Source organism: Halomonas sp. KO116, from assembly GCF_000734975.2.
GTDB classification, from domain to species: domain Bacteria; phylum Pseudomonadota; class Gammaproteobacteria; order Pseudomonadales; family Halomonadaceae; genus Vreelandella; species Vreelandella glaciei.
Genome location: NZ_CP011053.1, coordinates 19,604 through 42,373, shown reverse-complemented (window position 1 = coordinate 42,373; position 22,770 = coordinate 19,604). Strand labels below are relative to the sequence as shown.

21 protein-coding genes, 8 pseudogenes and 1 other annotated feature are annotated in these 22,770 nt (G+C 57.3%); of the genes and pseudogenes, 16 read left to right on the top strand and 13 right to left on the bottom strand.

What is annotated here, in order from left to right; all coding sequences use genetic code 11:
• The first annotated feature begins 78 nt into the window (after positions 1 to 78).
• From recD2 to KO116_RS21535, 6 genes and pseudogenes are all read left to right on the top strand, one after another.
• Positions 79 to 2,253 (top strand): SF1B family DNA helicase RecD2, encoded by a 2,175-nt coding sequence (gene recD2, locus KO116_RS21545; protein WP_045812304.1) that lies wholly within the window; start codon positions 79 to 81, stop codon positions 2,251 to 2,253.
• Positions 2,234 to 2,383 (top strand): hypothetical protein, encoded by a 150-nt coding sequence (locus KO116_RS25355; RefSeq protein WP_157738123.1) that lies wholly within the window; start codon positions 2,234 to 2,236, stop codon positions 2,381 to 2,383. Before recD2 ends, KO116_RS25355 begins: the two co-directional genes overlap by 20 nt.
• Complete coding sequence (locus KO116_RS26115; RefSeq protein WP_268762343.1) at positions 2,380 to 2,511, top strand: hypothetical protein; 132 nt, start codon at positions 2,380 to 2,382, stop codon at positions 2,509 to 2,511. Before KO116_RS25355 ends, KO116_RS26115 begins: the two co-directional genes overlap by 4 nt.
• Before the next feature lie 8 nt (positions 2,512 to 2,519).
• A complete protein-coding gene (locus KO116_RS25350; RefSeq protein WP_157738122.1) occupies positions 2,520 to 2,672 on the top strand; it encodes a hypothetical protein in 153 nt (50 codons plus the stop codon).
• 78 nt (positions 2,673 to 2,750) lie between these two features.
• Complete coding sequence (locus KO116_RS21540; protein WP_035561880.1) at positions 2,751 to 3,074, top strand: hypothetical protein; 324 nt, start codon at positions 2,751 to 2,753, stop codon at positions 3,072 to 3,074.
• Between the two features lie 42 nt (positions 3,075 to 3,116).
• A pseudogene (locus tag KO116_RS21535) lies at positions 3,117 to 3,743 on the top strand (transposase); the annotation flags it as partial.
• Positions 3,744 to 3,780: 37 nt separating this feature from the next.
• Here KO116_RS21535 and KO116_RS24860 read toward each other — a convergent pair.
• The 3 genes and pseudogenes from KO116_RS24860 to KO116_RS25950 form a co-directional block, all read right to left on the bottom strand.
• Positions 3,781 to 4,266 (bottom strand): annotated as a pseudogene (locus tag KO116_RS24860) (IS3 family transposase); the annotation flags it as partial.
• An 83-nt stretch (positions 4,267 to 4,349) separates the two neighbouring features.
• Positions 4,350 to 5,861: a group II intron reverse transcriptase/maturase gene (ltrA, locus tag KO116_RS21525; protein WP_035565116.1), complete on the bottom strand. Its 1,512-nt coding sequence runs from the start codon at positions 5,859 to 5,861 to the stop codon at positions 4,350 to 4,352.
• 676 nt (positions 5,862 to 6,537) lie between these two features.
• A pseudogene (locus tag KO116_RS25950) lies at positions 6,538 to 7,274 on the bottom strand (IS3 family transposase); the annotation flags it as partial.
• Positions 6,883 to 6,999: a sequence feature (AL1L pseudoknot), on the bottom strand. Its footprint overlaps the pseudogene before it by 117 nt.
• Before the next feature lie 47 nt (positions 7,275 to 7,321).
• Between KO116_RS25950 and KO116_RS21510 the strand changes: the two are divergent.
• Positions 7,322 to 8,134: pseudogene (locus tag KO116_RS21510) on the top strand (transposase); the annotation flags it as partial.
• A gap of 537 nt (positions 8,135 to 8,671) precedes the next feature.
• Here the strand turns inward: KO116_RS21510 and KO116_RS21505 are convergent.
• Both KO116_RS21505 and KO116_RS26355 read right to left on the bottom strand, forming a co-directional pair.
• Positions 8,672 to 9,277 (bottom strand): hypothetical protein, encoded by a 606-nt coding sequence (locus KO116_RS21505; protein ID WP_035557668.1) that lies wholly within the window; start codon positions 9,275 to 9,277, stop codon positions 8,672 to 8,674.
• A gap of 4 nt (positions 9,278 to 9,281) precedes the next feature.
• On the bottom strand, positions 9,282 to 9,581 hold the full coding sequence (locus tag KO116_RS26355; RefSeq protein WP_045812329.1) for an HNH endonuclease: 300 nt from the start codon (positions 9,579 to 9,581) through the stop codon (positions 9,282 to 9,284).
• Positions 9,582 to 9,836: 255 nt separating this feature from the next.
• Between KO116_RS26355 and KO116_RS21495 the strand changes: the two genes are divergently transcribed.
• Positions 9,837 to 10,829 (top strand): IS30 family transposase, encoded by a 993-nt coding sequence (locus KO116_RS21495; protein WP_045812303.1) that lies wholly within the window; start codon positions 9,837 to 9,839, stop codon positions 10,827 to 10,829.
• A gap of 99 nt (positions 10,830 to 10,928) precedes the next feature.
• Here KO116_RS21495 and KO116_RS21490 read toward each other — a convergent pair whose 3' ends face one another.
• From KO116_RS21490 to KO116_RS21475, 4 genes and pseudogenes are all read right to left on the bottom strand, one after another.
• A complete protein-coding gene (locus tag KO116_RS21490; protein WP_235272580.1) occupies positions 10,929 to 11,804 on the bottom strand; it encodes a helix-hairpin-helix domain-containing protein in 876 nt (291 codons plus the stop codon).
• Positions 11,805 to 12,258: 454 nt separating this feature from the next.
• Positions 12,259 to 12,642: pseudogene (locus tag KO116_RS21485) on the bottom strand (YceI family protein); the annotation flags it as partial.
• Positions 12,639 to 13,589 carry an IS481 family transposase gene (locus tag KO116_RS21480; RefSeq protein ID WP_035557670.1) on the bottom strand — a complete coding sequence of 317 codons (951 nt, stop codon included), beginning with the start codon at positions 13,587 to 13,589 and terminating at the stop codon, positions 12,639 to 12,641. The pseudogene KO116_RS21485 and the gene KO116_RS21480, both read right to left, overlap by 4 nt.
• A gap of 57 nt (positions 13,590 to 13,646) precedes the next feature.
• Positions 13,647 to 14,209: pseudogene (locus tag KO116_RS21475) on the bottom strand (IS5 family transposase); the annotation flags it as partial.
• Positions 14,210 to 14,868: 659 nt separating this feature from the next.
• Between KO116_RS21475 and KO116_RS25345 the strand changes: the two are divergent.
• The 5 genes from KO116_RS25345 (at position 14,869) to KO116_RS21455 (ending at position 18,802) form a co-directional block, all read left to right on the top strand.
• A complete protein-coding gene (locus tag KO116_RS25345) occupies positions 14,869 to 15,009 on the top strand; it encodes a hypothetical protein (protein WP_158414225.1) in 141 nt (46 codons plus the stop codon).
• Positions 15,010 to 15,113: 104 nt separating this feature from the next.
• Positions 15,114 to 15,860 carry a TVP38/TMEM64 family protein gene (locus KO116_RS21470; RefSeq protein ID WP_052703828.1) on the top strand — a complete coding sequence of 249 codons (747 nt, stop codon included), beginning with the start codon at positions 15,114 to 15,116 and terminating at the stop codon, positions 15,858 to 15,860.
• Positions 15,861 to 16,344: 484 nt separating this feature from the next.
• Positions 16,345 to 16,683, top strand: a complete 339-nt coding sequence (locus tag KO116_RS21465) for a hypothetical protein (protein ID WP_035557675.1) — start codon at positions 16,345 to 16,347, stop codon at positions 16,681 to 16,683.
• 211 nt (positions 16,684 to 16,894) lie between these two features.
• Positions 16,895 to 17,974 (top strand): YncE family protein, encoded by a 1,080-nt coding sequence (locus KO116_RS21460; RefSeq protein ID WP_035557678.1) that lies wholly within the window; start codon positions 16,895 to 16,897, stop codon positions 17,972 to 17,974.
• Positions 17,975 to 18,079: 105 nt separating this feature from the next.
• Positions 18,080 to 18,802: a cytochrome c biogenesis CcdA family protein gene (locus tag KO116_RS21455; protein WP_035557681.1), complete on the top strand. Its 723-nt coding sequence runs from the start codon at positions 18,080 to 18,082 to the stop codon at positions 18,800 to 18,802.
• A gap of 134 nt (positions 18,803 to 18,936) precedes the next feature.
• Here KO116_RS21455 and KO116_RS21450 read toward each other — a convergent pair whose 3' ends face one another.
• The 4 genes and pseudogenes from KO116_RS21450 to KO116_RS25195 form a co-directional block, all read right to left on the bottom strand.
• Positions 18,937 to 19,554 carry a TPM domain-containing protein gene (locus KO116_RS21450; RefSeq protein WP_035557684.1) on the bottom strand — a complete coding sequence of 206 codons (618 nt, stop codon included), beginning with the start codon at positions 19,552 to 19,554 and terminating at the stop codon, positions 18,937 to 18,939.
• Between the two features lie 62 nt (positions 19,555 to 19,616).
• A pseudogene (locus KO116_RS21445) lies at positions 19,617 to 20,395 on the bottom strand (TPM domain-containing protein).
• Positions 20,392 to 20,949, bottom strand: a complete 558-nt coding sequence (locus tag KO116_RS21440) for a LemA family protein (RefSeq protein ID WP_374730599.1) — start codon at positions 20,947 to 20,949, stop codon at positions 20,392 to 20,394. Before KO116_RS21440 ends, KO116_RS21445 begins: the two are co-directional and overlap by 4 nt.
• A gap of 137 nt (positions 20,950 to 21,086) precedes the next feature.
• Positions 21,087 to 21,185: pseudogene (locus KO116_RS25195) on the bottom strand (prolipoprotein diacylglyceryl transferase family protein); the annotation flags it as partial.
• A gap of 100 nt (positions 21,186 to 21,285) precedes the next feature.
• Here KO116_RS25195 and KO116_RS21430 point away from each other — a divergent pair.
• From KO116_RS21430 to KO116_RS21420, 3 genes are all read left to right on the top strand, one after another.
• Complete coding sequence (locus tag KO116_RS21430) at positions 21,286 to 21,708, top strand: hypothetical protein (RefSeq protein ID WP_035557698.1); 423 nt, start codon at positions 21,286 to 21,288, stop codon at positions 21,706 to 21,708.
• A 374-nt stretch (positions 21,709 to 22,082) separates the two neighbouring features.
• Positions 22,083 to 22,436 carry a YHS domain-containing protein gene (locus KO116_RS21425; RefSeq protein ID WP_035557701.1) on the top strand — a complete coding sequence of 118 codons (354 nt, stop codon included), beginning with the start codon at positions 22,083 to 22,085 and terminating at the stop codon, positions 22,434 to 22,436.
• Entirely contained in the window at positions 22,429 to 22,767 is a 339-nt protein-coding gene (locus KO116_RS21420; protein ID WP_035557704.1) for a DUF5676 family membrane protein, read from the top strand. Before KO116_RS21425 ends, KO116_RS21420 begins: the two co-directional genes overlap by 8 nt.
• Positions 22,768 to 22,770: the final 3 nt, after the last annotated feature.

Here is a 22,770-nt window from a genome sequence, read left to right as displayed (position 1 = left end):
GCTCCCCAGTAAGAGCCTGTTTCCCTGTACCTCACCCGGCCTCCCCAGCCGGGTTTTTTTTATTTGCGAGGGCGATCCATGGACAACCTTGAGGAATTGAGCGGCGTGATCAGTGCCGTTCGTTTCGTAGGTGAAGAGGGATTTCAGATCCTGACTGTGCGCGATGCTCAGGAACAGGAGGTAACGCTGGTGGCTGTATGTCAGCCGCTCAACGAGGGGGAGTCTGTACAGGCCCGCGGCACTTGGGGCACGCATCCTAAGTTCGGCAAGCAGTTCAAAGCCGATCGGCTCATCACGCAAATACCTCAGGAGTCCAAAGCGCTGGGTGCATACCTTGCGAGTGGCAAGGTGGCCGGCATTGGCCCCAAGTTCGCTGCGCGGTTGGTCGCCCATTTCGGTGATGGGCTGCGCGACGTACTCGGTGACGAAAAGGCCTTACGGGCTGTGTCAGGCATCGGTAAGAAGAAGGCAGTGGGGATAGCGGCGAGCTGGAATGAGTACCAAGAAGCGCGTGATGCATTGATCTTCCTGCAGGGGCATGGTCTGGGCGCTTCACGTGCAATGTCGGTCTTTCGCCAGTTGGGCCAGGAGACCATTGCGAAAGTATCCGCCAACCCCTACCGCACCTTATTGAAGACTCGAGGTATAGGGTTTCGTATAGCCGATGCTATGGCTCAATCTCTTGGCTTCGAGTTGACCCACCGCGATCGACTCATTGCGGGGCTTCGCCATGTCGTTGATGCACGATCAGCCTCGGGGCATACCCTGGCAACCTCGGATGAATTGGCCTCGGAAGGCGCGCAGCTCCTCGGGGTCGATGTAGCACGCATGGCCTCGGTTGTTGAGCTGCTGCTGGCGCATGGAAAACTTATAAGTGTTGAGAGCGGGCTAGTTGGCCTGCCTTCGCTGGTGGAAGCCGAGAGAACCATCGCCACAGCGTTGCTGGCGCGTGCGGTGCTTTGGAATGGCTGCAACCTAGTCCGTGTTAATGGTGAGCTGTCGGATGGCCGGGTGCTCAGTGATGAGCAGCGCCAAGCATTGGAGGCCTGCCTTGCGTATGGGGTGGCTGTGCTTACGGGTGGGCCGGGGGTGGGGAAAACCACCGTGACTGAGGTGCTGGCGCAGACACTGGACGATGCTGGCCTTGAGCTGGCGCTGTGTGCGCCAACTGGCCGTGCCTCTCGGCGAATGTCGGAGGCAACCGGGAGGCCGGCGTCTACTATTCATCGTCTCCTGGGCGCTGGCGCCAGCGGCTTTGAGTTTAATGCTAGCAACCCGATCGAAGCGGATGTAGTGATCATTGATGAAGCATCGATGGTCGATGTGCCGTTGTTTCTGGCTCTGGTGGTGGCGCTGCCTGACCACTGCCGACTGTTCATCATCGGTGATCAGGATCAATTGGCCTCGGTTGGGCCGGGAAACATTCTTCGCGATGTGATCGGTTCGGGTGCTATCCCAGTGGCACGTCTTCAACAGATCCGGCGACAGGGGCCTGGCTCGCAAATTACTGTCCAGGCGCACGCCGTCAACCAGGGCAATAGTCCTCAATCGGTGCCAGATAGCGACTTTGAGATTGTCGAAGTGCCGGAAGGCGGTGACCCCGAGCTGGTGTGTCGTGTGACATTGCGGGTGGCCACTGAAGACATGCTGGCGCGTGGCTTCGATCCTCTTTATGAAGTGCAGGTGTTGACACCCATGCACGGTGGTCCGGTCGGAACCCGTGCTCTCAATGAAGCGTTACGAAGCTATCACGTCCCGGGCGATCGGGGCTCGGTGACGATCCATGGGCGCCAATGGGCGCCAGGAGACAAGATCGTACAGACCGAGAATGACTACAACCGTGATGTCTTTAATGGTGATCTCGGCTATGTAGTGACGGCAGACGCTGAAGACAAAACCGTGCTGGCGCGGTTTGAGGATAGAGAAGTGCTGTTCACCAGTGACGCGCTCGGCAAGCTGCAACTGGCCTATGCAATGACAGGCCACAAGGCGCAAGGGTCCGAATTCCCGGCCGTGGTCATTCCTCTAGTGCGATCGCACTGGCACATGCTTGAGCGACAGTGGCTTTATACAAGCCTCACTCGTGGAAAGCGCCGTGTCGTACTGGTTGGCCACCCTTCTGCTATCAAGCGAGCCGTCAACCATGTCACCGGCCAGCGCCGGCTCACCTCACTACCGCTTTGGTTGCGCCAGCCGGCCCTATCAGTATCACCAACCCATAAAGGAGAGAGCTATGGCCAAACGAGCGCTTGAAGTCGCACAGCAGAAGAGACGTGCTCCCCAGGATCGCGGCGAGCCAAAAACCGCCTGCATTCAAGGCTGGCTAAACCGCAACTCCCAACCCGGGAACGCAGAGGCGACTTTAACCGGAGGTGTGGCATGAGCAGCTTCATCGCCATTCTCTGGGTCGGCGCTCTCGCGTATGCCGTCTTCCTCGCTGTATTGCTCATTCTCGGCCGGGGCAATCTCAAAGATCGTCGCTTTCTAATTCACTGGATGGTCGCTTTCTAATTCACTGGATGGTCGCTTGGTCGGCGCTGCTGGCGCTGACGATCGGTATACGAATGGCTGCGGCGGAGCCTGACCAGCCGCCTCCCTCTGCGCCGCAGTTGGGAACGCCGATGACCGTGGTCACCTCGGAAGGCGGTGAATCCGAACCGGAGACGGACTAGAAAAGCTGTTTACCCCTGCCCTCTTGGTGAGGGGGCTAGGGAGAGTCGGCAGTGTGTGCTTTGTGGAGAGTCAACGTAATGAGCAATCAGTCACCGACAACACACTTCATTGAGATGGTGCCACATTTGCTGGTGCTTGCCGGCGCGATCGCGCTGCTGCAGGTGCATGCGATTCAGTTTTGGACGGAGTTTGTAGGTCCAATGGGCTGGGCCTGGGCTGTTCTCCTAGAAGTCGTTGCATTGTGGCTCTGGTATCAGCGCCAGCTGGCGCGGCGAATGCTGACCATGGTCGCCAGCGTGCTTACGCTTACCGGCCCCATCTATATGGTTTGTGAGCCTCTGGTAGAGGAATGGCTGTCGGCATCTCACGTCGACGCTGGCCGAGGCTGTGTGAAAACGTAGCTGTCGCTATACTTTCCCCATGACAGATCGTGGGAGGTACCGATGAAACGTTTCGTCGCAGGTGAATCCCGGTCCCAAGCTACGTTGTTTCCTGAACTCCTGGATGATTTCGTCTCTGAAGACAATCCGGTTCGGGCCATTGAGGCTTTCGTGGACGCCCTCGACCTCAAACAGCTGGGTTTCAAAGGTGTTGATCCCCATGCCACGGGTCGGCCCGCCTATCACCCCGCTGTACTTCTAAAAATCTATCTTTACGGTTACCTCAACCGCGTGCAATCCAGCCGCCGACTTGAACGTGAAACGCAGCGGAATGTTGAACTCATGTGGCTAACGGAACGTCTCGCACCAGACTTCAAAACGATTGCCGATTTCCGCCAGCATAATGGCAAGGCGATCCAAGCCACCTGCCGAGACTTCGTCTTGATATGTCGACGTCTGGGACTCTTTTCACAATCAGTGATGGCTATTGATGGCAGCAAATTTAAGGCAGTCAACAATCGAGACCGCAACTTTACCTTGGCCAAGATGAAGCGACGCGCAGAGGAAATCGACAAAAGTATTGAGCGTTATTTACGCCAGCTCGACGCAATGGATCAAGGCTCCGCTGTGGTCACAGAAGCACAGACGACACGCTTGAAGGAAAAGATCGCCTCCCTCACAGAAGAAGTGAACCGCCCCGGTTATTCCGGAGACCGGTTTGTTTGAGTCAAGCAGCTTCACCCGACTCTTCCAGTTGACGATAATACGTCCTTTCTCGTTCTGCTGGTGGAACGTTTCCGATGGGTTCCAGCAGTCGGCGGTTGTTGAACCAGTCAACCCACTCCAGCGTGGCATACTCAACGGCATCCAGTCCCCTCCATGGGCCACGATGATGGATCACCTCCGTTTTGAACAAGCCGATGATGGTTTCAGCCAGCGCATTGTCGTAGGAGTCGCCGGTGGTGCCGACTGAGGCATTGATACCCTCGTCAGCCATACGCTCGGTGTAGCGGATCGAGAGATATTGGCTTCCCCTATCACTATGATGGATCAACCCTTGTCTGTGTTTTCGTGCCCACAGAGCTTGCTCCAGAGCGTCCAGCACCAGTGCCGTTCTCATCGACGTCGCTACACGCCAACCCACGATACAGCGTGCATAAACATCGATAACGAACGCAACGTAAACGAAGCCAGACCAGGTAGCGAGTAGAGTAAGAAACAGGGCGTAGTCGTACTATTTCCCTGCTTCTCCTCTCCGAACCGTACGTGCACCTTTCAGCGCATACGGCTCTCCATTCAAGCGTGGCTCAAAGCCAAGGCAACATCGCGGTAGCGAGAGGTGACGGTATTGCGTGTTTCTTCCCTGGGCAGATACGGATTTACCTCGGGAAGCCGCCACCGGAACGGTATTTTCCGGCTTGATACCAATCGACGCAGGCTTACCACACAGAATTTGCCAGCGTGGTTGGGGCCGAAGAATTGCCATGTCTTGGCCTCTTTCCCTTGAGGTCGGCAGAAGTGCTTTCGCATCAAGGGCTTGATCGATGCTCGGTACTTTCGTGCCAACCAGTGGGCGAGTCGCCAGAAAACAATGCCATCAATCTTCTTGTACGTCATCGCGGTATAGTCGGTGAATTGGTAGAACGTGGCCCAGCCCGCCAGGCGGCGGTTTAGGCGATCTACCATATCGATCCGATTCTCGCTGTGATTGCCGGCCAGTTCCTTCACCAAGGTGGCGGCGAAGTTTCTGGCCTTATCGCGGGGGATGGATGTGACGGGGCGCATAGTGCCACTAGGCCCCCGTTTCCGAATGATCCGGTGGCCAAGGAAGATGAAGCCATCATTGACGTGTGTGATATGGGTCTTTTCCATATTCAGGGTCAGTGACAGGTCATCTTCCAAGAACCGGCGACATTCTTCACGGATGGCATCGGCTTGCGCCTTATTTCCTTTAACGGTTAAGACGAAATCATCCGCATAGCGGCAATAGGCTACCGCCGGTTTCCACTGGCGGTCTTCACGCAGGGCAACAGGACGTTGCAGCTGAATACTGGAGTTCCAGTACCAACGATCCTTGCGGGCTTTCTTGCTCAAGTAGCGCTGGTCAAGCCACTGATCGAACTCATTGAGCATGATGTTCGAGAGTAGCGGTGACAGCACGCCCCCTTGTGGCACGCCGTCATGAGCCGCATGAAACAGCCCCTTGTCGACATGCCCTGCCTTGATGAATCGCCATAGTAGCGCCAGGAAACGTCCGTCCCGAATCCGTTTGCGGACACACCTCATAAGCTTTCTGTGATGAACCGTGTCGAAGTAGCTAGCGAGGTCACCTTCGATGACCCAGCGACCCCTCGGCACTCCACTGTCCGTCAACTGAAGTTTCACGGTGCGGATAGCATGGTGCACGCTGCGTTCTGGCCGGAACCCATAGGAGAGACGATGGAAATCGCTTTCCCAAATAGGCTCCATGGCCATTAGCATCGCACGTTGTACAATCCTGTCGCGCAAGGTCGGTATCCCCAGCGGGCGCTGTTTGCCGCTGGATTTTGGAATGTAGACGCGACGTGCTGGCTGCGGCTGATAGGTGCCGTCCAGCAGTTCAATCCGAATTTCTTCCAGATGCTGGCTGAAATTCTGCTCAAACGCTCGCCGATCTACTCTGTCGATACCAGCGGTTTTAGCCCCTGACGACGCCAGTGTTCTGAACGCCGCTTCCTGGAGCCAGTCACGCCTTGTAATCAGTCTCAACAGCCGATCGAACCGTCGGTTCGAATCCGCTGTTGACCACATTGCCAGCTTGCTTTGCATTTCCCCGATTATCAAAGGTCTTCACCTCTCTGGGTCAGGTAATCCGTAGAGCAAGCCACTTGAACTGCCTCCCTTCGCCATGTGGTGGGCTTTCCCCACCTCGGACTACTACGGAGGCTCCGCCAGCTTGCCGGGCATCGGGGTCGCACTCCCTTGGCATCCCGTGCAAGCCTTCCCTCGTTCACATGCTGGACTCAAGCATACGGAGGAGGTTGCCGATCGCAGTCTTTACCCTTGCATGCTGCAAGTTGTCGCACCTGCCACGAGTTAGCTGCGCACTGCTCGTGACTCCACCGGTGGCGGGCTACTAATACACCACCGGCAGCAGCAATGGGCCCTATGTGTTCCCACTGCCGAAAATGCGCACCTCCTATTAAGCCGTGTAGGAGGTGGCGACATGTTCAGCCCACAGACGCGGATGAGTCGGTTCGTGTTCCTCAACCTTTCCGTACTCAGCCTAGAGATGCATCTTGGCGTAACGGCTTCGCCTCACACCCCGTTTCCCACGGGTTACGTCACCCTGCCAGTACACAGCAGGTCACCGCCGCTTCGGCTCATGCTCTCTCACAGCAGAGAGCAGCCCTTCGCTATGAACATCCTGTCCGACACGAAGGTATTCCAGTCATGCTTGTGCCCGTTCAACTGCTTCCCGCAGTCGTCAGGGTCGAGGCACACCATAGGTAAAATCGGCTACCCAAAGCTGATTAGGACGCATAGCCGTAAAGTCACGTTTCACTAAATCAGGTGCCCGTTTCTGGCCGGGATCACTGAGGGTCGTGAAGGGGCGTTGGCCTCGCACCACGCCGCGAATTCCTAGGCGGCGCATGAGCCGTTCTACAGTGCAACGAGCAACATTAACGCCTTCACGGCGGAGTTGCCGCCAGACCTTACGGGCACCGTAGACGCAGAAGTTTTCTTCCCACACGCGCTGAATCTCAGCGGTAAGAAACGCATCCTGTCGATACCGGTCTGCCCGCCGTTCAGGATCAGCTTCAAGTGCCTTGTGGTGGTAATACGTCGATGGGGCGATTGGCAGTTGACTACAAATCGACTCGACCCCGAACTGAGCACGATGCTCGTCGATAAATGACACCATCAATTGGGTTTGCGGTCGAGCTCCGCCTGGGCGAAAAAAGCAGCCGCCTTACGGAGAATTTCATTAGCGCGCTTCAATTCGACGTTTTCACGCTCTAGCTGCTTGAGTCGTTCATTTTCAGGCAGGTTAACCGAGCTGTTTTCCTGCGTGAGTTCTGTGCGTTTGCACCAGGCTCTCAAAGTCTCTGGTGTACAGCCGAACTTGCTGGCAATGGAGCAGATCGCCGCCCACTTGGACGGGTATTCGCCTTGCTGTTCAAGGACTAATCGAACAGCTCGCTCCCGGACTTCTGGGGAATATCGTTTTGGTGAGTTCATAACTCCATCCTCTCAAGATATGGAGTCTCCGGTAAAGCCGGGGCGGTTCAGAAGTTCAACAACTGCAATCTATTGAAATTCAAAGAACCGAGGCACCTGAACAGCAAGTTTCTTTGACAGACCCAGATGCTCGCTCCATGACAACACGAGGGACGGGAATCGTGGGCTACAACGTCCAGACGGCTGTCGATAGTCGGCATCACTTAATCGTCGCCCATGAGGTTACCAATGTCGGCAGTGACCGGCGTCAGCTTTCCCGGATGGCCAAGCAAGCCCGCAATGCTAGCGGCGTCAGTGATCTCCACGTCGTGGCTGATCGCGGTTACTTTACAGGGGAGGAGATTCTTGCGTGTCACGAGGCCGGTATCACGACATATCTTCCCAAGCCCAAAACCTCGCCGAGCCAGGCCAAAGGCATGTTTCCCAGAGAGGCGTTCCGTTACGTGCCCGAACGTAATGAATATCGCTGTCCCGCGAGAGAGCGACTGGTTTGGCGCTTCAAGAACGTCGAAAAAGGCCAGACGCTACATTGCTATTGGAGTTCGGCCTGTCCGAGTTGCTTAATGAAGTCGCAGTGCACCACGGGTATCAATCGGCGCATCAAACGCTGGGAACACGAAGAGGTACTGGAGGCGGTAACCTCACGTTTGGATCAGACGCCGGATATAATGCGCATCCGACGTCAAACGGTTGAGCATCCCTTTGGCACGTTAAAAGCATGGATGGGGGCGACGCACTTCCTGACTAAGCGCCTTAAGAACGTCAGCACGGAAATGAGCCTTCATGTACTTGCTTACAACATGAAACGCGTCATGAATATCCTTGGCACCAAGGGTTTGATCCAGGCGATGCGGGCATAGGGCCTTGATGCTGACCTGGCTCTGCCATACCTGTAGTAGCCAATAGCGCTTGTTAGTAAGTTCTACCTAGGCTTTATCTCGCTCGACTAACTCAGATATTGGCGGAATGAATGAAGGCGCTCTGAACTGCCTTGCTGGCCCGTTAGTGGTGCCAAAACGGCTAAGCACTGTAATCGCCAACTGATTTTGGGTTTTCACACAGCCTCGGCCAAGAGCGGACGCTTAGTGAGCCCAGATGTAAAGAAACCTTGGTTTTCTTTACATCCTGAACCATGTTGGCATTTTAAATGGCATACTACGCCACGGTGCCCAGCGGATAGGCTGCATAAGGCCTCTGCATGGCTTCAGCCTGACATGAGAGCGCTTTATCCTTTATCTTGATTTAAGGCGGCGCAAAGAGCTACCTATATAAGCCAAATGCAGAGGTATTGTTATTACAAGAAGAACAAAAAATGCAACGAAAACGAAAACATGAAGCCACAAAAATACATAGTTTATGGCAAGAAAAAGAAATATTCTAAAAATTATCATCCCTTGCTACTCTTGATTGATACAATTCTTCAAAACTTCAACAACTGTTTTAAAGCTGCTTGAGTGATAGAATGTATCAGCGGGCTGCCCTTCTACAGCAAGGAGGGATGTATCACCTATTTCATGATCGTAAGCATATACCAATATTTCCCCCTGATTGTCGTAAAGGTATATTTTTCCGTCAGACTCTCTACCCAAATAATACAAACAACCTAAATCTATTGGCTCTTCAATCTCACCTGCCTTTTCTATGTAGTCTTCCCTTATTAAAGAAAAAGCTTCTTCAAGCCGGTCGTTACATGAAAAAATCTCGAATATATTTTCAAACTCTTTCTTCCCTAAAACCTCTATCACTTCGCCGAAAGTCTCAGCCATTTCTTTATGAGCAGGATTATGTATTTCCGTTGGCTCGCGTGGCGGCGGCCTACAGATAGCTAATACCATTCCTTCTTCTTCTAACAGCCAAAGCGTCTCCCTCCCTTTTTCGAACTCCTTTATTGATATACTGCTTGATTTATTTGAGCTGACACTTATTTTTTTTAAAAAGTCACTAACATCGACACTTTTCACGAGCGTCAAGTTTTCGCCATTGTAAAATATACTTTCTGACATTTTATCACCTATATATTTTTTTGATCTCTCTTACCAGGGCCGCTCCTGAGTACTTAAGAGCAAGCTGATCTATTTTCGCACTTTTGGCATTGTTACAAGGCGCACACATGGCCTGCAAGTTGGTTATGGCGTTGCTTCCGCCATGTTTTTGAGGAATGATGTGATCAACTTGAATACGGGAAGTAGGAAAAGTACTTTTGCACCCAGCACAGGCATGCTCGTCCTGTTGGTACCGGCTTAAATAAATTTTTCGATACCCACTCCCTGTTTTTGAGTTAATTGTATTTTGTGCAATCTTCAACATTGACTTAAGCATTGCATAACCTCTCCACAGCGGGTTTTATTGATCCATGCGTTTGTTATATCGGCAATTTGTAATGATACTTTAGGAAAAATTCCCGTTTTCTTATCATAGAAACATCCTCTTGCAGCCTTGCTATTAAAAATAGGCTGATAACCTGGATTCATAGAATAAGCGCAGCACTTTGGACCACAAGGTAGAGGCAGGAGGGCCAGCGCCGGTACCCTCTCTGCCTTACCTACCAAAGTGAAGCAGAGCATGGGATACCGACAACTGACCCAGATCCAACGATACCAAATTTTTGCCTATCTTGAGACCGGCATTAGCCAGCGAAAGATAGCTAAGGCCATTGGTGTCCATAGCAGCACCATTAGTCGCGAGATAAAGCGCAACGGTCTGACCAGTGGTTATGCGCCTGAACAGGCTCAATCGGCAAGTGATCAGCGCCGACGCACTGCCTGGAAAGTGACGAAGCGGCTGCCCAGCCTGATTCGCTGGGTCACTGACCAATTGATGGACGAATGGAGCCCTCAGCAAATCAGTGGCTTCATGGCCAATGCCAACGGGGTCTGCGTAAGCCATCAATGGATCTATGCGTTAATCTGGGACGACAAGAAGCACGGTGGAACATTATGGAAACGGCTCCGACTGCCACGCCAGCGGCGCTACCAGCGCCAATTGGCTAAGCGGGCGGGGTTAGGCAAAATCCCGCACCGAGTAGGCATTGAGCAGCGCCCTGCCAAGGTGGAAGAACGGCGCCATATCGGACATTGGGAAGGCGACACGGTGCTTAAGGGCCACAAAGAATCTGGACTGGTGACCCTGGTCGAAAGACGCAGTGGCTACCTCTTGGCAGCGCGGCTGCCAACAATCACCGCCACTAGAACGGCTCAGGCAATGACGCGGTTATTGGCACCACGCCGAGGGGCAGTGCACACCATCACTTTGGATAATGGGTCGGAATTCGCTGAGCACCGGAAAGTTGCCAAGGCCGTCTCGGCTAAGACCTATTTTTGCGACCCGTACCGCTCATGCCAGCGTGGTACTAATGAAAACACCAATGGTCTGATTAGGCAGTATTTTCCTAAAGGTACTGACTTCCGCAAAGTGACCAATGCCGAGCTACGAAGTGTCGTCAATAAGCTAAACGATAGACCAAGAAAGCGGCTGGGATACCGAACCCCAGCCCAGGTGTTCTTAGGTGAATACTCAGGAGCACTAGAAACCGCAGGTGCTGCACTTATTAGTTGAATCCAGGAAGAAAGCCCAAGAATCACCGCCACTAAGTAACCCATAAATACTCCGATTTTTCATCTTCCGTGCTATCTAAGCAGCAAGTAGGAAGGCTGTTTAATTAGTCGAGCAAACTAGCTCGCTTTCTTCAATATCACGCACGCTTGCAGCCCCCAGACCACTTATGCGTGTTAGCTCACCGACGCTCCCCCAGGGTCGGATGTCGATGATCTGTTCTGCCCTGGCTGGCCCAACATTTGGCAACTCAGCCAACTGCTCTGCGGTCGCTTCGTTAAGATCAATGCAGTACAACTCTTCATCTACAGCCTCGTATACGTTGCCATTGAATGTCACCAATTCAAGTTCAGCATCACCAATAGCAACCCATACAGGCGCATGATCAGAAACAGTGTTGCGCACGGCAATATGCTCACCCGGTAGCAGATTTGGAAAGCGGATGATGCCACTAGCGGTAATCGGCGCACTGTCGTCGTGCCAGATGTTGTCGTAGAGGTTGGTCCATATCCCGTTACTCATACCAAGTGTCGTAGCACCTTCGGTGATAGCGGGAGTAACACCAATTTTTAGCAGCGCTGACCAGCCTGAATGATCTGGCGGCAGGTTGAAGTCACCCATCAGCAGGCGTGGCGTATCCGGGTACACTTCTTCCAGCCACTGCCAATAGTCAGCCAATGCTTCAATTTCCGGTAGTCGGTCGCTGATGCTATCGCCGTACAACACATGCACTGTAGCAGCGGCAAATTGATGCCCATCCTCCAATGCGGTGAACTTGGCTGAATACGGCTCGCGGGCAAATACGTCGCGGCTATCAAGAAACACAACTGCGCCGCTGTCGTACTCAATTTCGCTTTCACGCCACAAAAAACCATAGTGCTCACGGTATGATGAGCGTCCCAAGTCATCGCTAGCCATGCTCGACCAATTCTCACCACTGACAGCCTCTACAGCCTCCTCTAGCTGTACAAGCGCCATAGGATCCATCAACTCCTGTACGGCCAGAAAATCAACATGTTGAGCGACATGAGCTACTTCCGCTATGGCTTTGTCGTTATTCCACCCCAAGTGGCGAATATTTTTTGCCGGAGCGCCCCAACCAGGCCTCCTGTCTGTCATTTAGAACGAAGCCACTTGGTATCAGTTAGACAGGTGCACCTACTACCTACGTCCCGCACCACGTTCCATCAACTCTCGCCTTCGTAAGCTGCTGGGACGCAGAAGGTGGAGGGAATACTGCAATCGCAATTGGTAATGTTTTGCAACATCCAGATTCAGCTGTACCGCCTAACTTCTGAGTAGCTCAGGGTTCGCTATTGGTGAGAGTATGAAACCAAGAAAAACCAGCCGACACTGTCAGCTGGCTCTTGTTGCATGAACTATCGGCTGATGCCGTAGCTCAGTCTTGAAGATATAAAGTACCTAACCAGGCTTATTGGCGAATACCTTCAAGCACAACATATAACTCGACTTCATGCATGACTTCGGGGAATTGGCTCATATCGATACCGTAATCAGCCAGCTCCAATGTGGTGCTCCCCTCGAAGCCTTGACGGTAGTTGCCCCAAGGATCTTCACCGCCACCAATATGCGTGACATCCAAGGTCACTTCCTGGGTCACACCATGTAGGGTCAGATCACCGGTCAGCTTACCTTGATCTTCGCTCGTAGGCTCGAAATCGGTTGATGCGAAGCTCGCCTGGGGGTACTCGGAAGCACTTAGAAAATCACCGCTGAGGATGTGCTTGTCCCGTTCGGCATGGCTGCTATTGAGGCTCTCCACATCGACATTGAGGTTGATGCTTGAGGCCTCTAGGTGTTTGGTCCCGTGAAGTAGTGGTTCGGGTCGTCAAAAAACCTCTCGGGCTCTTTCTGCCATTGCTCAAGGATGAATCCAATCGGTGTCTTGCCCTTGTGCGCCCTGAGTGGCCGGGCACTGTTATAAGCCCATAGATAGTCCTTCAGATGGGACTGCAACTGCTCCAGGGAGGTGTAATGGAACGCCCGGGTCGTCGCCTCCTTGATGGTGCGATTCATCCTTTCCACCTGCCCGTTGGTCCAGGGGTGGAAGGGCTTCGTCAGTCGGTGCTCGATGCCGTGGCGGTAACAGACGACATCGAAGATATGCGGTTTGTAGGCCTCTGTCCCGGCTTTCTTCGCGAACTGTACCCCGTTATCCGTCAACACCGTATGGGCGCGGTAAGGCAGGGTCTGCAGCGTGTCCTCGAGAAAGTCAGCGGCGATCTGCCTCGTCATCTTCCGGTATAGCTGTGCATGAACGAACTTGGACGTTCGATCCACGGCGACGAACAGGTAGGCCTTGCCCTCGCCGGTACGGATTTCGCTGATATCGATGTGCAGGTAGCCAATCGGGTAGCGCTTGAAGAGCTTCTTCTCGCGTTTCTGGTCGCCAGTCCTGGGTAACTGGCTGATGCCGTGCCGCTGGTAAAGCCGATGCAGACTCGAGCGGGTGAGCGAAGGGATCTGTCGTTGAAGTGCATGAAGGCAGTCATCGAGGGGCAGCAGGGTCTTCTGCCGGAAGGTAATGGCTGCAACTTCCTCCAGGGGCGTCAACGACGTGGAGCGAGGAGCACGGGGTCCCATACGCGTATCTTCAACGGTATCCCGGCTGCGCCACTTGCGTACGGTCTTGGGGTTGATGCCGTAGCGACGGCTCAGTGTCGCGGCCGACTCCGTCGATCGCTGTATTTCTGCTCGGATGGCGTGCGTGGTCGTGGCGCGTTGATGAAGAACCTGAGCCATGGATCATCCTCCGATAATGGTTCGTAAGGTAGACCATTACTCTTCGGGACCACACACGTAAGCCTTGTCTGCATGAAGCTTTCGAGGGCGCTGTCGAGGCCGCCCTGGTCGGCCCGACGACACTGGCTGCACGCTATCGAGCAAGGCCGCCAAAGGGACACTGTCGTTCATGTTGGCTCCCGATAGCAGAATGGCCAGAGGTACCCCCTGACGATCGGTCAGAAGATGGCGCTTTGTACCGGGTCTTCCTCTGTCTGTCGGGTTGGGGCCGATGGCTGAGCCCCCTTTTTTGCCTGTATGGATGCGCTGTCCATGCAAGCCCGCTCCCAGTCAAGCTGTTCAGCGTGGTGCAGGTGTTCCAGCAGTGTCCGATGTAAACGCTCCCAGACGCCCGCCTCGTGCCAGTCACGCAGTCGTCGCCAGCAGGTCACACCCGAGCCACAGCCCATCTCCTGGGGCAGCATCTCCCAGGGAATGCCCGAGCGCAGCACAAACAGGATGCCCGTCAAGGCTGCGCGATTGGAGATGGGAGGCCGGCCACCGCGTGGCCTGGGCGTCGGTGGTGGCAGCAGTGGCTCGACAATGGACCAGAGTTCGTCGGATACGATTTTCTTAGCCATACCGAAAATCTAGGAATGACTGAAGGGGTTTTCAAGGTTTTGAAAGGCACTCTTAGTCATTCGCATCTCTTTCACTCCTTTCACGCAATTAACCAATATCAATACTGAACAAAAGTCAAAATATTCCCACAATCTACCGCCATGAATCAAGCATAAAGACGTCCCACTTTCCCCCTTTACCCTTCTTCAGAAAATGGCTGTGCTTCCACACCCTTTAGGCCAACAACAATCAACCCCCCAATGTTCAGCGCCATTTCAGCTTGGCTGCGCAGACTGACAGCTGACAAGGGTCAAGAAAAGAATCCTTAACCACTTCCTCACTTTACCCTTGAGCAACCCATAGGTTGTATCCTGATAACAAGCTCGCATTCGCAACGTGGCGATAGGTTGACGGCAGACGGCAAAGGACAGCGACGATGAACAGGCTGGTGCTGTTCATGCCACAGGCAGGAATCACCTGAAGCCCCCTCTTCTGAGCTGCACAGGCTATAGTGCCTGGGCTCATAGAATCACCGCAGCACCGTTGACTACACGGTAGAGGCAGGAGAGCCAGACGACTACCGAGGGGCCGCACTGGATTCCACCCACCGAAGACGTGGATCCCGTGTGTGGCAAAACCGTCAGTACCGAACAGGCCAAGCCGAGTGTTCACGATGGCCATGACTACTTTTTCTGCTCCCGTGACTGCCATTGAGGACGAGCAGGACAAAACATGCGCCGCTGTGGGTGCTCGGCGTGAAGGTGCCACTGGCGATTGCCACCGCCCTGGGGCTTCGTCCACTGAAGCAGGCACAGCATGAGGAAAGCGCTCGGGCTTTGATGGCATCTGCCAGCCGGCTGTCATTCATCCCCAAGGAGGCCGAGTGGGTGCAACGACAAGCATGGGAGATCGGGATTGGAAAACATGGCCAGGCAGAAGAAGCCGGAAGACGGCGCCCCTTCCCGCTTATCCCAAGCCTCGAGGCGGCGCATCCTGTGTGGCGTTGGGCTGCTTGCCGCCTTCCTTGCCACCACCCTGCTGCTGTGGCGCACCGGGACGCTGGAAACCCTGCTGACCGGCGACACCCTCGAGCAGGCAGTGATACGGCTTGGCCCGTTGGGGCCGGTCCTGGTCATCGGCCTGATGACCCTGGCCATCGTCATGAGCCCGATTCCCAGCGCCCCGATAGCGCTTGCCGCCGGCGCGGCCTATGGCCATGCCTGGGGGACGCTCTATGTCGCCATCGGCTCCGGCACGGGGGCGCTGATCGCCTTCTCCATTGCCCGCCTGCTGGGATATGACGCCCTGAGGACCTGGTTGGGCGTGCGCCCTACTCCAAACCTGCTACACCGTTTCATCGGCTCGCAGAATGCCCTGATGGTCGCGGTTTTCGCGACCCGGCTGATGCCGTTCCTGTCCTTCGACGTCCTCAGCTACGCGGCCGGCCTCACCCCCCTCAAGGCCTGGCGCTTTGCCGTCGCGACGCTGCTCGGGATCATTCCGGCGAGCTTCCTGCTGGCGCATTTCGGTGACGAGCTCGCCTCCAGCGATCTGCGCCGCGCGGGCCTCACGGTGCTCGCGCTCGGCACCATCACCCTGCTCCCCCTGGCCTGGAAGGCGGCTCCGGCGCGCTATCGCGCGACCGTAAGGCGCTGGCTGCATCTCGGGTAGCCGAGTCTCAGCCCCGCCAAGCGCCCTGCTTGAAGCGTCAATGATGGGGTTCTGGCATGGGGTACGGGGACGCCTAACCCGGCATGCCTAGCCGACATCCCAATGACATGACGCCCCAACAGGCTCCGCCCATTCAGGGTTGGTTCAGCTTTGCCATCTAGGCTAGGGGTGAGCCTCACAAAACCGGAAATTGCATGACATCGATCAAGGTTCGGAGCTATCCGCAACCCTGGTGCTCCCCACTCGCTTGACCTTTGCGTTACCCAAGGGCTTTAGGCTTCGAGCAAATCGGCGGCTTCCCAGCGTCCAGGTATCGCCAGAGGCCTAGGGCCGGCGACGGCATCAAGGATGCCCTGGGCCGAAGGGGGAGTAGATCAGTATCGTCATTGCGATCAGCTCGGTGTCGGTGGCGGGCAATGCTCCGCACTTCCACCAGATGTGGATCTACCCGTGCATGACGAAATGGCAGAAGGGAGAGTTTCGTATGTCAAAGAACGAACACCGCCTCGGCGTCTCCGAGGTCAATCTAGTGACTCGCAAGCTGAAGCTCGAGCCCTGCGATCAGGATGAGTTACGCGTCGCCATGGACGAGATCGATGGGCTATACGGGCTCGAGCGAGTCACCTATGACACCGAGAAGCACAAGCTCAGTATGGCCTATGATGCGACGCGGCTGTGCATCGACCATATCGAGGCGATCCTCGCCTGGCACGCCATCGAGATCAGCCATGGCTGGTGGACGCGCTTCAAGGAAGACCACTACCGGTTCGTCGACCAGAACATCAAGGACAATGCCAGCAAGGAGCCATGGAGTTGCCATTGACTGCTCTCTTCATCGCCGCCGCAGCCATGTCGTTCGGCTCGGTATCGGTGATACGACACTCCCTGCGCTCGAGCCAAATGAGGATCTGACCACGAGGTCTGTCGATGGCTATTGATCGATGTCGATCTCATCGACGTTTTCCATAGCCCCGACCGTCTGCTGACGGTCGCCCACGCCCCACAGGGGCCTCAATACTTAGGACATGTCTCTCATGAAGAACTCTCTGCACAGTTCTTGGCTGGCTAGTCTCATGGCCGGCATCGCCCTCGCAGCCTCAACGACCGCCCTGGCGGCGAGCGACCGGGCCTTCGTGCCGATGGGGACGGCAGATGCCGTGGGTATCATCGACCTGGAGCGTCAGGAGGTGATATCGACCGTGACCGATACGATCAATACGCACGGCTCCGCCCTCACTCCTGACGGACGACACCTCATCGTGGGGAGCCTTTCCCCGCAGGATGCCGGTCGCGAGATCGTTCGTCCCGAGGGGGTGACGGAAGACGAGCACGCGGCCCATCATGGCGATGGCGCAACGACCTCCCCGGAGGAAGCGAGTACCGGCCTGCTCTACGTCGTCGACACGGCCACGAGCCGCATCGTCAGAACCCTGGAAGTGCCAGGGGCCGTGCATCATGTGCTGGTCACGCGAGACGGGCGTCATGCCGTCTCGACCCACCCCACGGGCGGAGGCATCAGCATGGTGTCGCTGGATAGCGGCCAGGTCATCGCCTCCCTGGCCACGGGGCCGAATCCGAACTACCTGGTTCAGCACGAGGAGGGGGGTAGCATACTGGTCAGCAACGCCGGTAACGGCACCATCAGCGAGGTGGATCCTCAGCACTGGTTCGTGCGGCGCAACATGCGCGTCGGCGGGAACCCGGAACACATGGTGCTCTCGAAGGACGGTAAATCCCTCTACGTCAACGATCATGCCGGGGGCCGCGTCCTGGCGGTGGATCTGACGACAGGCAGTGTGGCGGAGGATTATGAGATCGGCACGGCGCCTCACGGCATCGACCTGAGTCCGGATGGCCAGACGCTCTATGCGACGAGTCAGGGCGACAACCGCCTCGTCAGGATCTCCCTCGAGGAGGGCACACGGCATGCCGCCGAGCTGGCACCGGCCCCCTACCATCTCGCCGTTTCGCCCACCGATGGGCGGGTGCTGGTCACCAGCCGCGACGAACCCCACCTGTGGATCATCGCCCCGGACACCCTCGAGGTGTTGCAGACCGTGGAGCTGGGGGGCATCGGTCACCAGATATCTCTCGGGGCATCGCCTTCCAGGTGAACCAATGAGTTGGTGACCGCGAAGTCTGCTTCCGCACCTAGGCCGGCGACCCTGACGATCGCCGGCCGATAGCCATTCCCTTCATTTCACCCAGGTAGAAGCTCTGTGGAAACGCTCTCCTCCATCGGCCTGATCGGCGCCCTCTTCGGCGGGCTGCTGTCGTTCTTCTCGCCCTGCACCCTGCCCTTGCTGCCCGCCTATCTGTCGGTGGTCACCGGCGGCAGTGCCGGCAAGGCGGATCGGCGCTTCGAGGCGTTGCTGCTCAGCACCTTCTTCGTCTTCGGCTTCAGCGTGGTCTTCATCCTGATGGGCCTGGGGGTCACCAGCATCGGCCAGCTGCTGCGTGGTTATCGCCAGGAGCTCAACTGGATCACCGGCAGCATCGTCATCGTGCTCGGCCTATTCATGACGGGCGTGTTCCGGCTGCCCGTCCTGCAGCGCAGCTTTCAGTGGTCGCCCGAGCTGAGAGGGGGCTCTCCCATGGCGGCGACCTTCTTCGGCATCTCCTTCGCCATCGGCTGGACGCCCTGCATCGGCCCGATCCTGGGGGCGATCCTGATGGCCACCTCGACCACCGCCAATGCCCAGGCCGGCATGCTCTACCTGGCGACCTACTCCCTGGGCCTGGCCCTGCCCTTCCTGGCCAGCACCCTGCTGCTCAACAGGTTCAGCCACTACCGGGGCCGCCTCGGTAAGTGGAGTGCCTATGCCCGACCAGTCGCCGGAGTGATCCTTATCCTCATGGGGTTGCTGATCGTCTCCGGGACGCTCACCCGGCTCTCCAGCATCCTGGTGGACTGGTTTCCGGCCCTGGCCACAATCGGCTGAGGGCGTTGATCGACATCCAACCGTCGAGTCTCCTGCGACTTCTCAACGTATCGCCCCACGTGTTCCGTGTCAGACGGCGGCACCTCTGCCGGGGAGAAGCACTCGTCATGCCCCGGTGCATGGGCAGATGAGGGTCAATCCAGCACGATCAGATGATTGGGCAGTTCGTTGCGCTCGTGGGTGGCTGGTACCTGCTCCTTGAGATGTTCGCCGCATGCCTCGATGCACGCCAGGAAACCCCGCAGGGTCTCACCTGCCTTCACCTGCTGGGTGAACGCCGCCACGATGGATTGCCAGGTCTCGTCGCTGATACGTGCCGAGATGCCCCGGTCAACCAGGATTTCCACATACCGCTCGGCTTCGGAGACGAAAATCAGCATCCCCGTTCCCCCCTCGGTGTGGTGCAGCTCCTGTTCCAGGAACTGCCGCCGGGCGAGGTTGGCCGCCCGCCAATGACGAACCGATCGCGGGATCAGCCGGGTGGTGATGGCGGGGATGCGAAACACCAGTCCCAGCACGATGAAGGTCGCCCACTGCACCAGCGTCAGCTCGTAGGCCGTCAACCAGCCGGGAAAGTAATTGACCGCACCCGGTACCACCAGGGCCAGCAGGCCGGCCCAGAGCAGCGGGATATAGGCATAGTTGTCCGCTCGCGGAGCCAGCACGGTGACCAGCTCGGCATCGGTGTCGCGTTCGACCCGATGAATCGCCTCGGCTACCTGGCGTTGCTCGTTTTCACTCAGTAAGGCCATGGGGGTTGTGATCTCCGAATCCTGATTGTCATGTCGGTGTCGCCACCGGCGGGAAGGCTGGCTTACCAGCCGCCGGAAGCGCCGCCGCCACCGAAGCCGCCGCCGCCACCGCCGAAGCCGCCGCCTCCGCCGAAACCACCCCGCCGCCGCCGCGCGACCTGCCGCCGAGCGCACCGCCCAGCAACATGCCGGCCAGCAGGCCGCCGCGACCGCCCCGTACCAGCGTCATGACGATGACGAACATCACGAAGAAGAGAATCGATGCCGGTCCTTCAGGTCCCTGTTCCCGAGCCGGGGCGCTGGCGGTGGCACTGGTGTCCATGGGCTCGCCACCCAGCACCTGGATCATCGCCTCCACGCCCTCGGTGATGCCGCGGGCGTAGTCGCCCTCACGGAAGGCCGGCGTCAGGGTCTGGTTGATGATCACCGAGGACTGGGCGTCGGTCAGTCGACCCTCGAGGCCATAGCCGACCTCGATGCGCACCTTGCGCTCCTTCGGCGCGACGATCAGCAGGGCGCCGTTGTCCTCCTCTTGCTGGCCGATGCCCCAGTGGCGCCCCAGCTGATAGCCATACTCCTCGATGGTGACGCCCTGCAGGTCCGGCAGGGTGGCCACCACCAGTTGCTCGGTGGTGGCTTCTTCGTGGGCCGCGAGCCTCTCGCTCAGGCGTGATTCGGTGGCCGGATCCAGCAGCCCGGCCTGGTCCACCACACGACCGGTCAATTCGGGAAAGTCGAGTTCCTGTTCCTCAAGCTCCTGGGCCTGGAGGCCTTGTGCCTGAAGGCCGAGGCCCCCCGACAGCAGCAGCGCCAATAGCGGGATGCGCAGAAGATCGCTCATTCAAACTCCACCTGGGGGGCCTGGTCCGCGTTCTCGGTCGTGGCTTCGAAGGTCTCGCGCAGCGGCATGTCGCTGTAGAGGATGCTGTGCCACAACCGCCCGGGGAAGGTGCGGATCTCGGTGTTGTAGCGCTCGACCGCGGTGATGAAGTCGCGCCGCGCCACGGCGATGCGGTTTTCCGTACCCTCCAGCTGGGACTGCAGGGCCAGGAAGTTCTGATTCGACTTCAGGTCGGGATAGCGCTCGGACACCGCCATCAAGCGGCTCAGTGCCCCGGTGAGTTGCTGCTGGGCCTGCTCGAACTGGCGCAGCTTTTCCGGGTCGTCGAGCGACTCGGCGTCGATCTGGATGGACGTGGCCTTGGCCCGCGCCTCCACCACGGCGGTCAGGGTCTCCTGCTCCTGGCGGGCAAAGCCCTCGACCGTCTCGACCAGGTTGGGCACCAGGTCCGCGCGTCGCTGGTACTGGTTCTCCACCTGCGCCCAGGCCGACTTCACCTGTTCGTCATAGGTGGGGATGTTGTTGACGCCGCAACCCGTCAACAGCATCGCCATGATCAGCACAAGGACAAACCGCCAGACGCGAGGGTCGGGAAGCGTGGTGTATCTCGTCAGCATGGGGTCAGTCATCCCTGTCATTGCGAATCGATGAGGTCCAAGGTACAGCTCAGCTTGATGCGAAGGAAGCGATGCCATGCCGCCACGAAGCCGACAACGTACATCAGGCCATACCAGTGAATCTGCACCGGCCCGATGGCGATGGCAACCGGATCGATCTGAGGATACTGCAACCGAGGTTTGCAGCGCCATCTGACTTGATCTGGATCAATCGACAGGATCCGGTTCTGGGCTATATGGTGGGGACATAACCTGCCACAGGAGCCCTGCAACATGGCCAGGCATGCCCTCTTTCCCAAGCATTCCACGCGGCCTGACGTCGCCTGGCCGCGCCTTGGGATGGGCATCCTGCTGGGCATGGTGCTGGTGCTTCTCTTCAGTGCCGCCACGGCGGCGCCTGTGCCTTCCTCGACCGCGTTTGGCCAGGTTGGCGTCGAGTTTCTCTCGGACACGCACTCGAGCGCCGAACGCATCGACACGGAACACCCTCGGCCGCGCTGCCACCATGGCGCTCGCCATGCCAGCAGTGCCCTGTTGCGCCTGGAACGCCAGGACCTCGAGTGCAAGCTTCTTCCCTTGAGCATGGCTGCCCCGACCATAGCGCCCCGGGTTGTCACCGCCAGCGGCACGCCACGTGCCCTTCCCGCCCCTTCTCCGGTTGCAGTCTACCTGTTGAGCCAACGCTTCAGAGTCTAAGTCATCCCCATTTCCCCAGCCCCACGACTCCAGACGGATACGCGGGGAGATAACTCGTGCCCGCCCTCGTATCGAACCAGGCGACTGCCGGAGTGGCCGCTGTGCGTGCAGAGACTCTTCCCACCAGACTTATCAGCATCTCGAGCTATAAACCACTGCCAGGCGTCGGGGTGCTTCGCTTTTCAGCGTCAATTCAGTTTCGTTGCGTATGCTTTGAGACACTCCGCGAAACCGAGAGGCGTAGGGCAGCGACTCCGGCCTTGACCATTGTGTCACACATAGGCTCTAGCCTTTCTCTGGACAGCTTCTCGGCATAACGAAGAAGGCGGCCGATATGACACGGGTCCCGATAATGAAATAGCAGGAGAGAGTCCATGAACGAGCTCGTATATTTCATGCTCTGGGCGGGAATCATCTTTCTGATGATGCGCTTCGGCTGCGGTGCTCACGTGATGGGTCATGGTCGTGGCAAGGCCAAGCATGGCGAGGGGGCATCAGAGAGGCAGGCGACCACCGAGAGCCTGCGCTGGATTCCGCCAGCCGAGGACGTCGATCCCGTCTGTGGCAAGACCGTCAGCACCGAAAAGGCCAAGTCGAGCGTCCACGAGGGCCATGTCTATTACTTCTGCTCACGTGACTGCCGAGAACGCTTCGAGGCCGCGCCCGAGCAATATCTCGCCGCTGAAGCCATGAGCCCGCCCGCCCAGCCGGAGAATGAACATGCCTGATGCCGATGTTCCGCCGACAGCCAAGCCGCATTACGGAACCCGCTTGCCGGTTCAAGCCGTGCCGCGGATCCCGGTGATCGCACTGGGTATGAGCCTGGGGCTGTTTCTGGCCGTGACCTTCATCCTGTGCGTCGGCTTCGGCCTGCTGTTTCCCGACCGGGCGATGTATGAGAGCTGGCTGCGCCTGCTGCCTGGCTTCACCTGGTTGAGTTGGCCAAGCTTCTTCCTGGGCCTGGCTGAAAGCTTCGGCTACGGCTGGTACGTGGCCCTGGTCTTCGGCCCGCTCTACAACTTCTTTGTCACACGCCTCAACCGGCGCAGCGGAGCGTAGGCC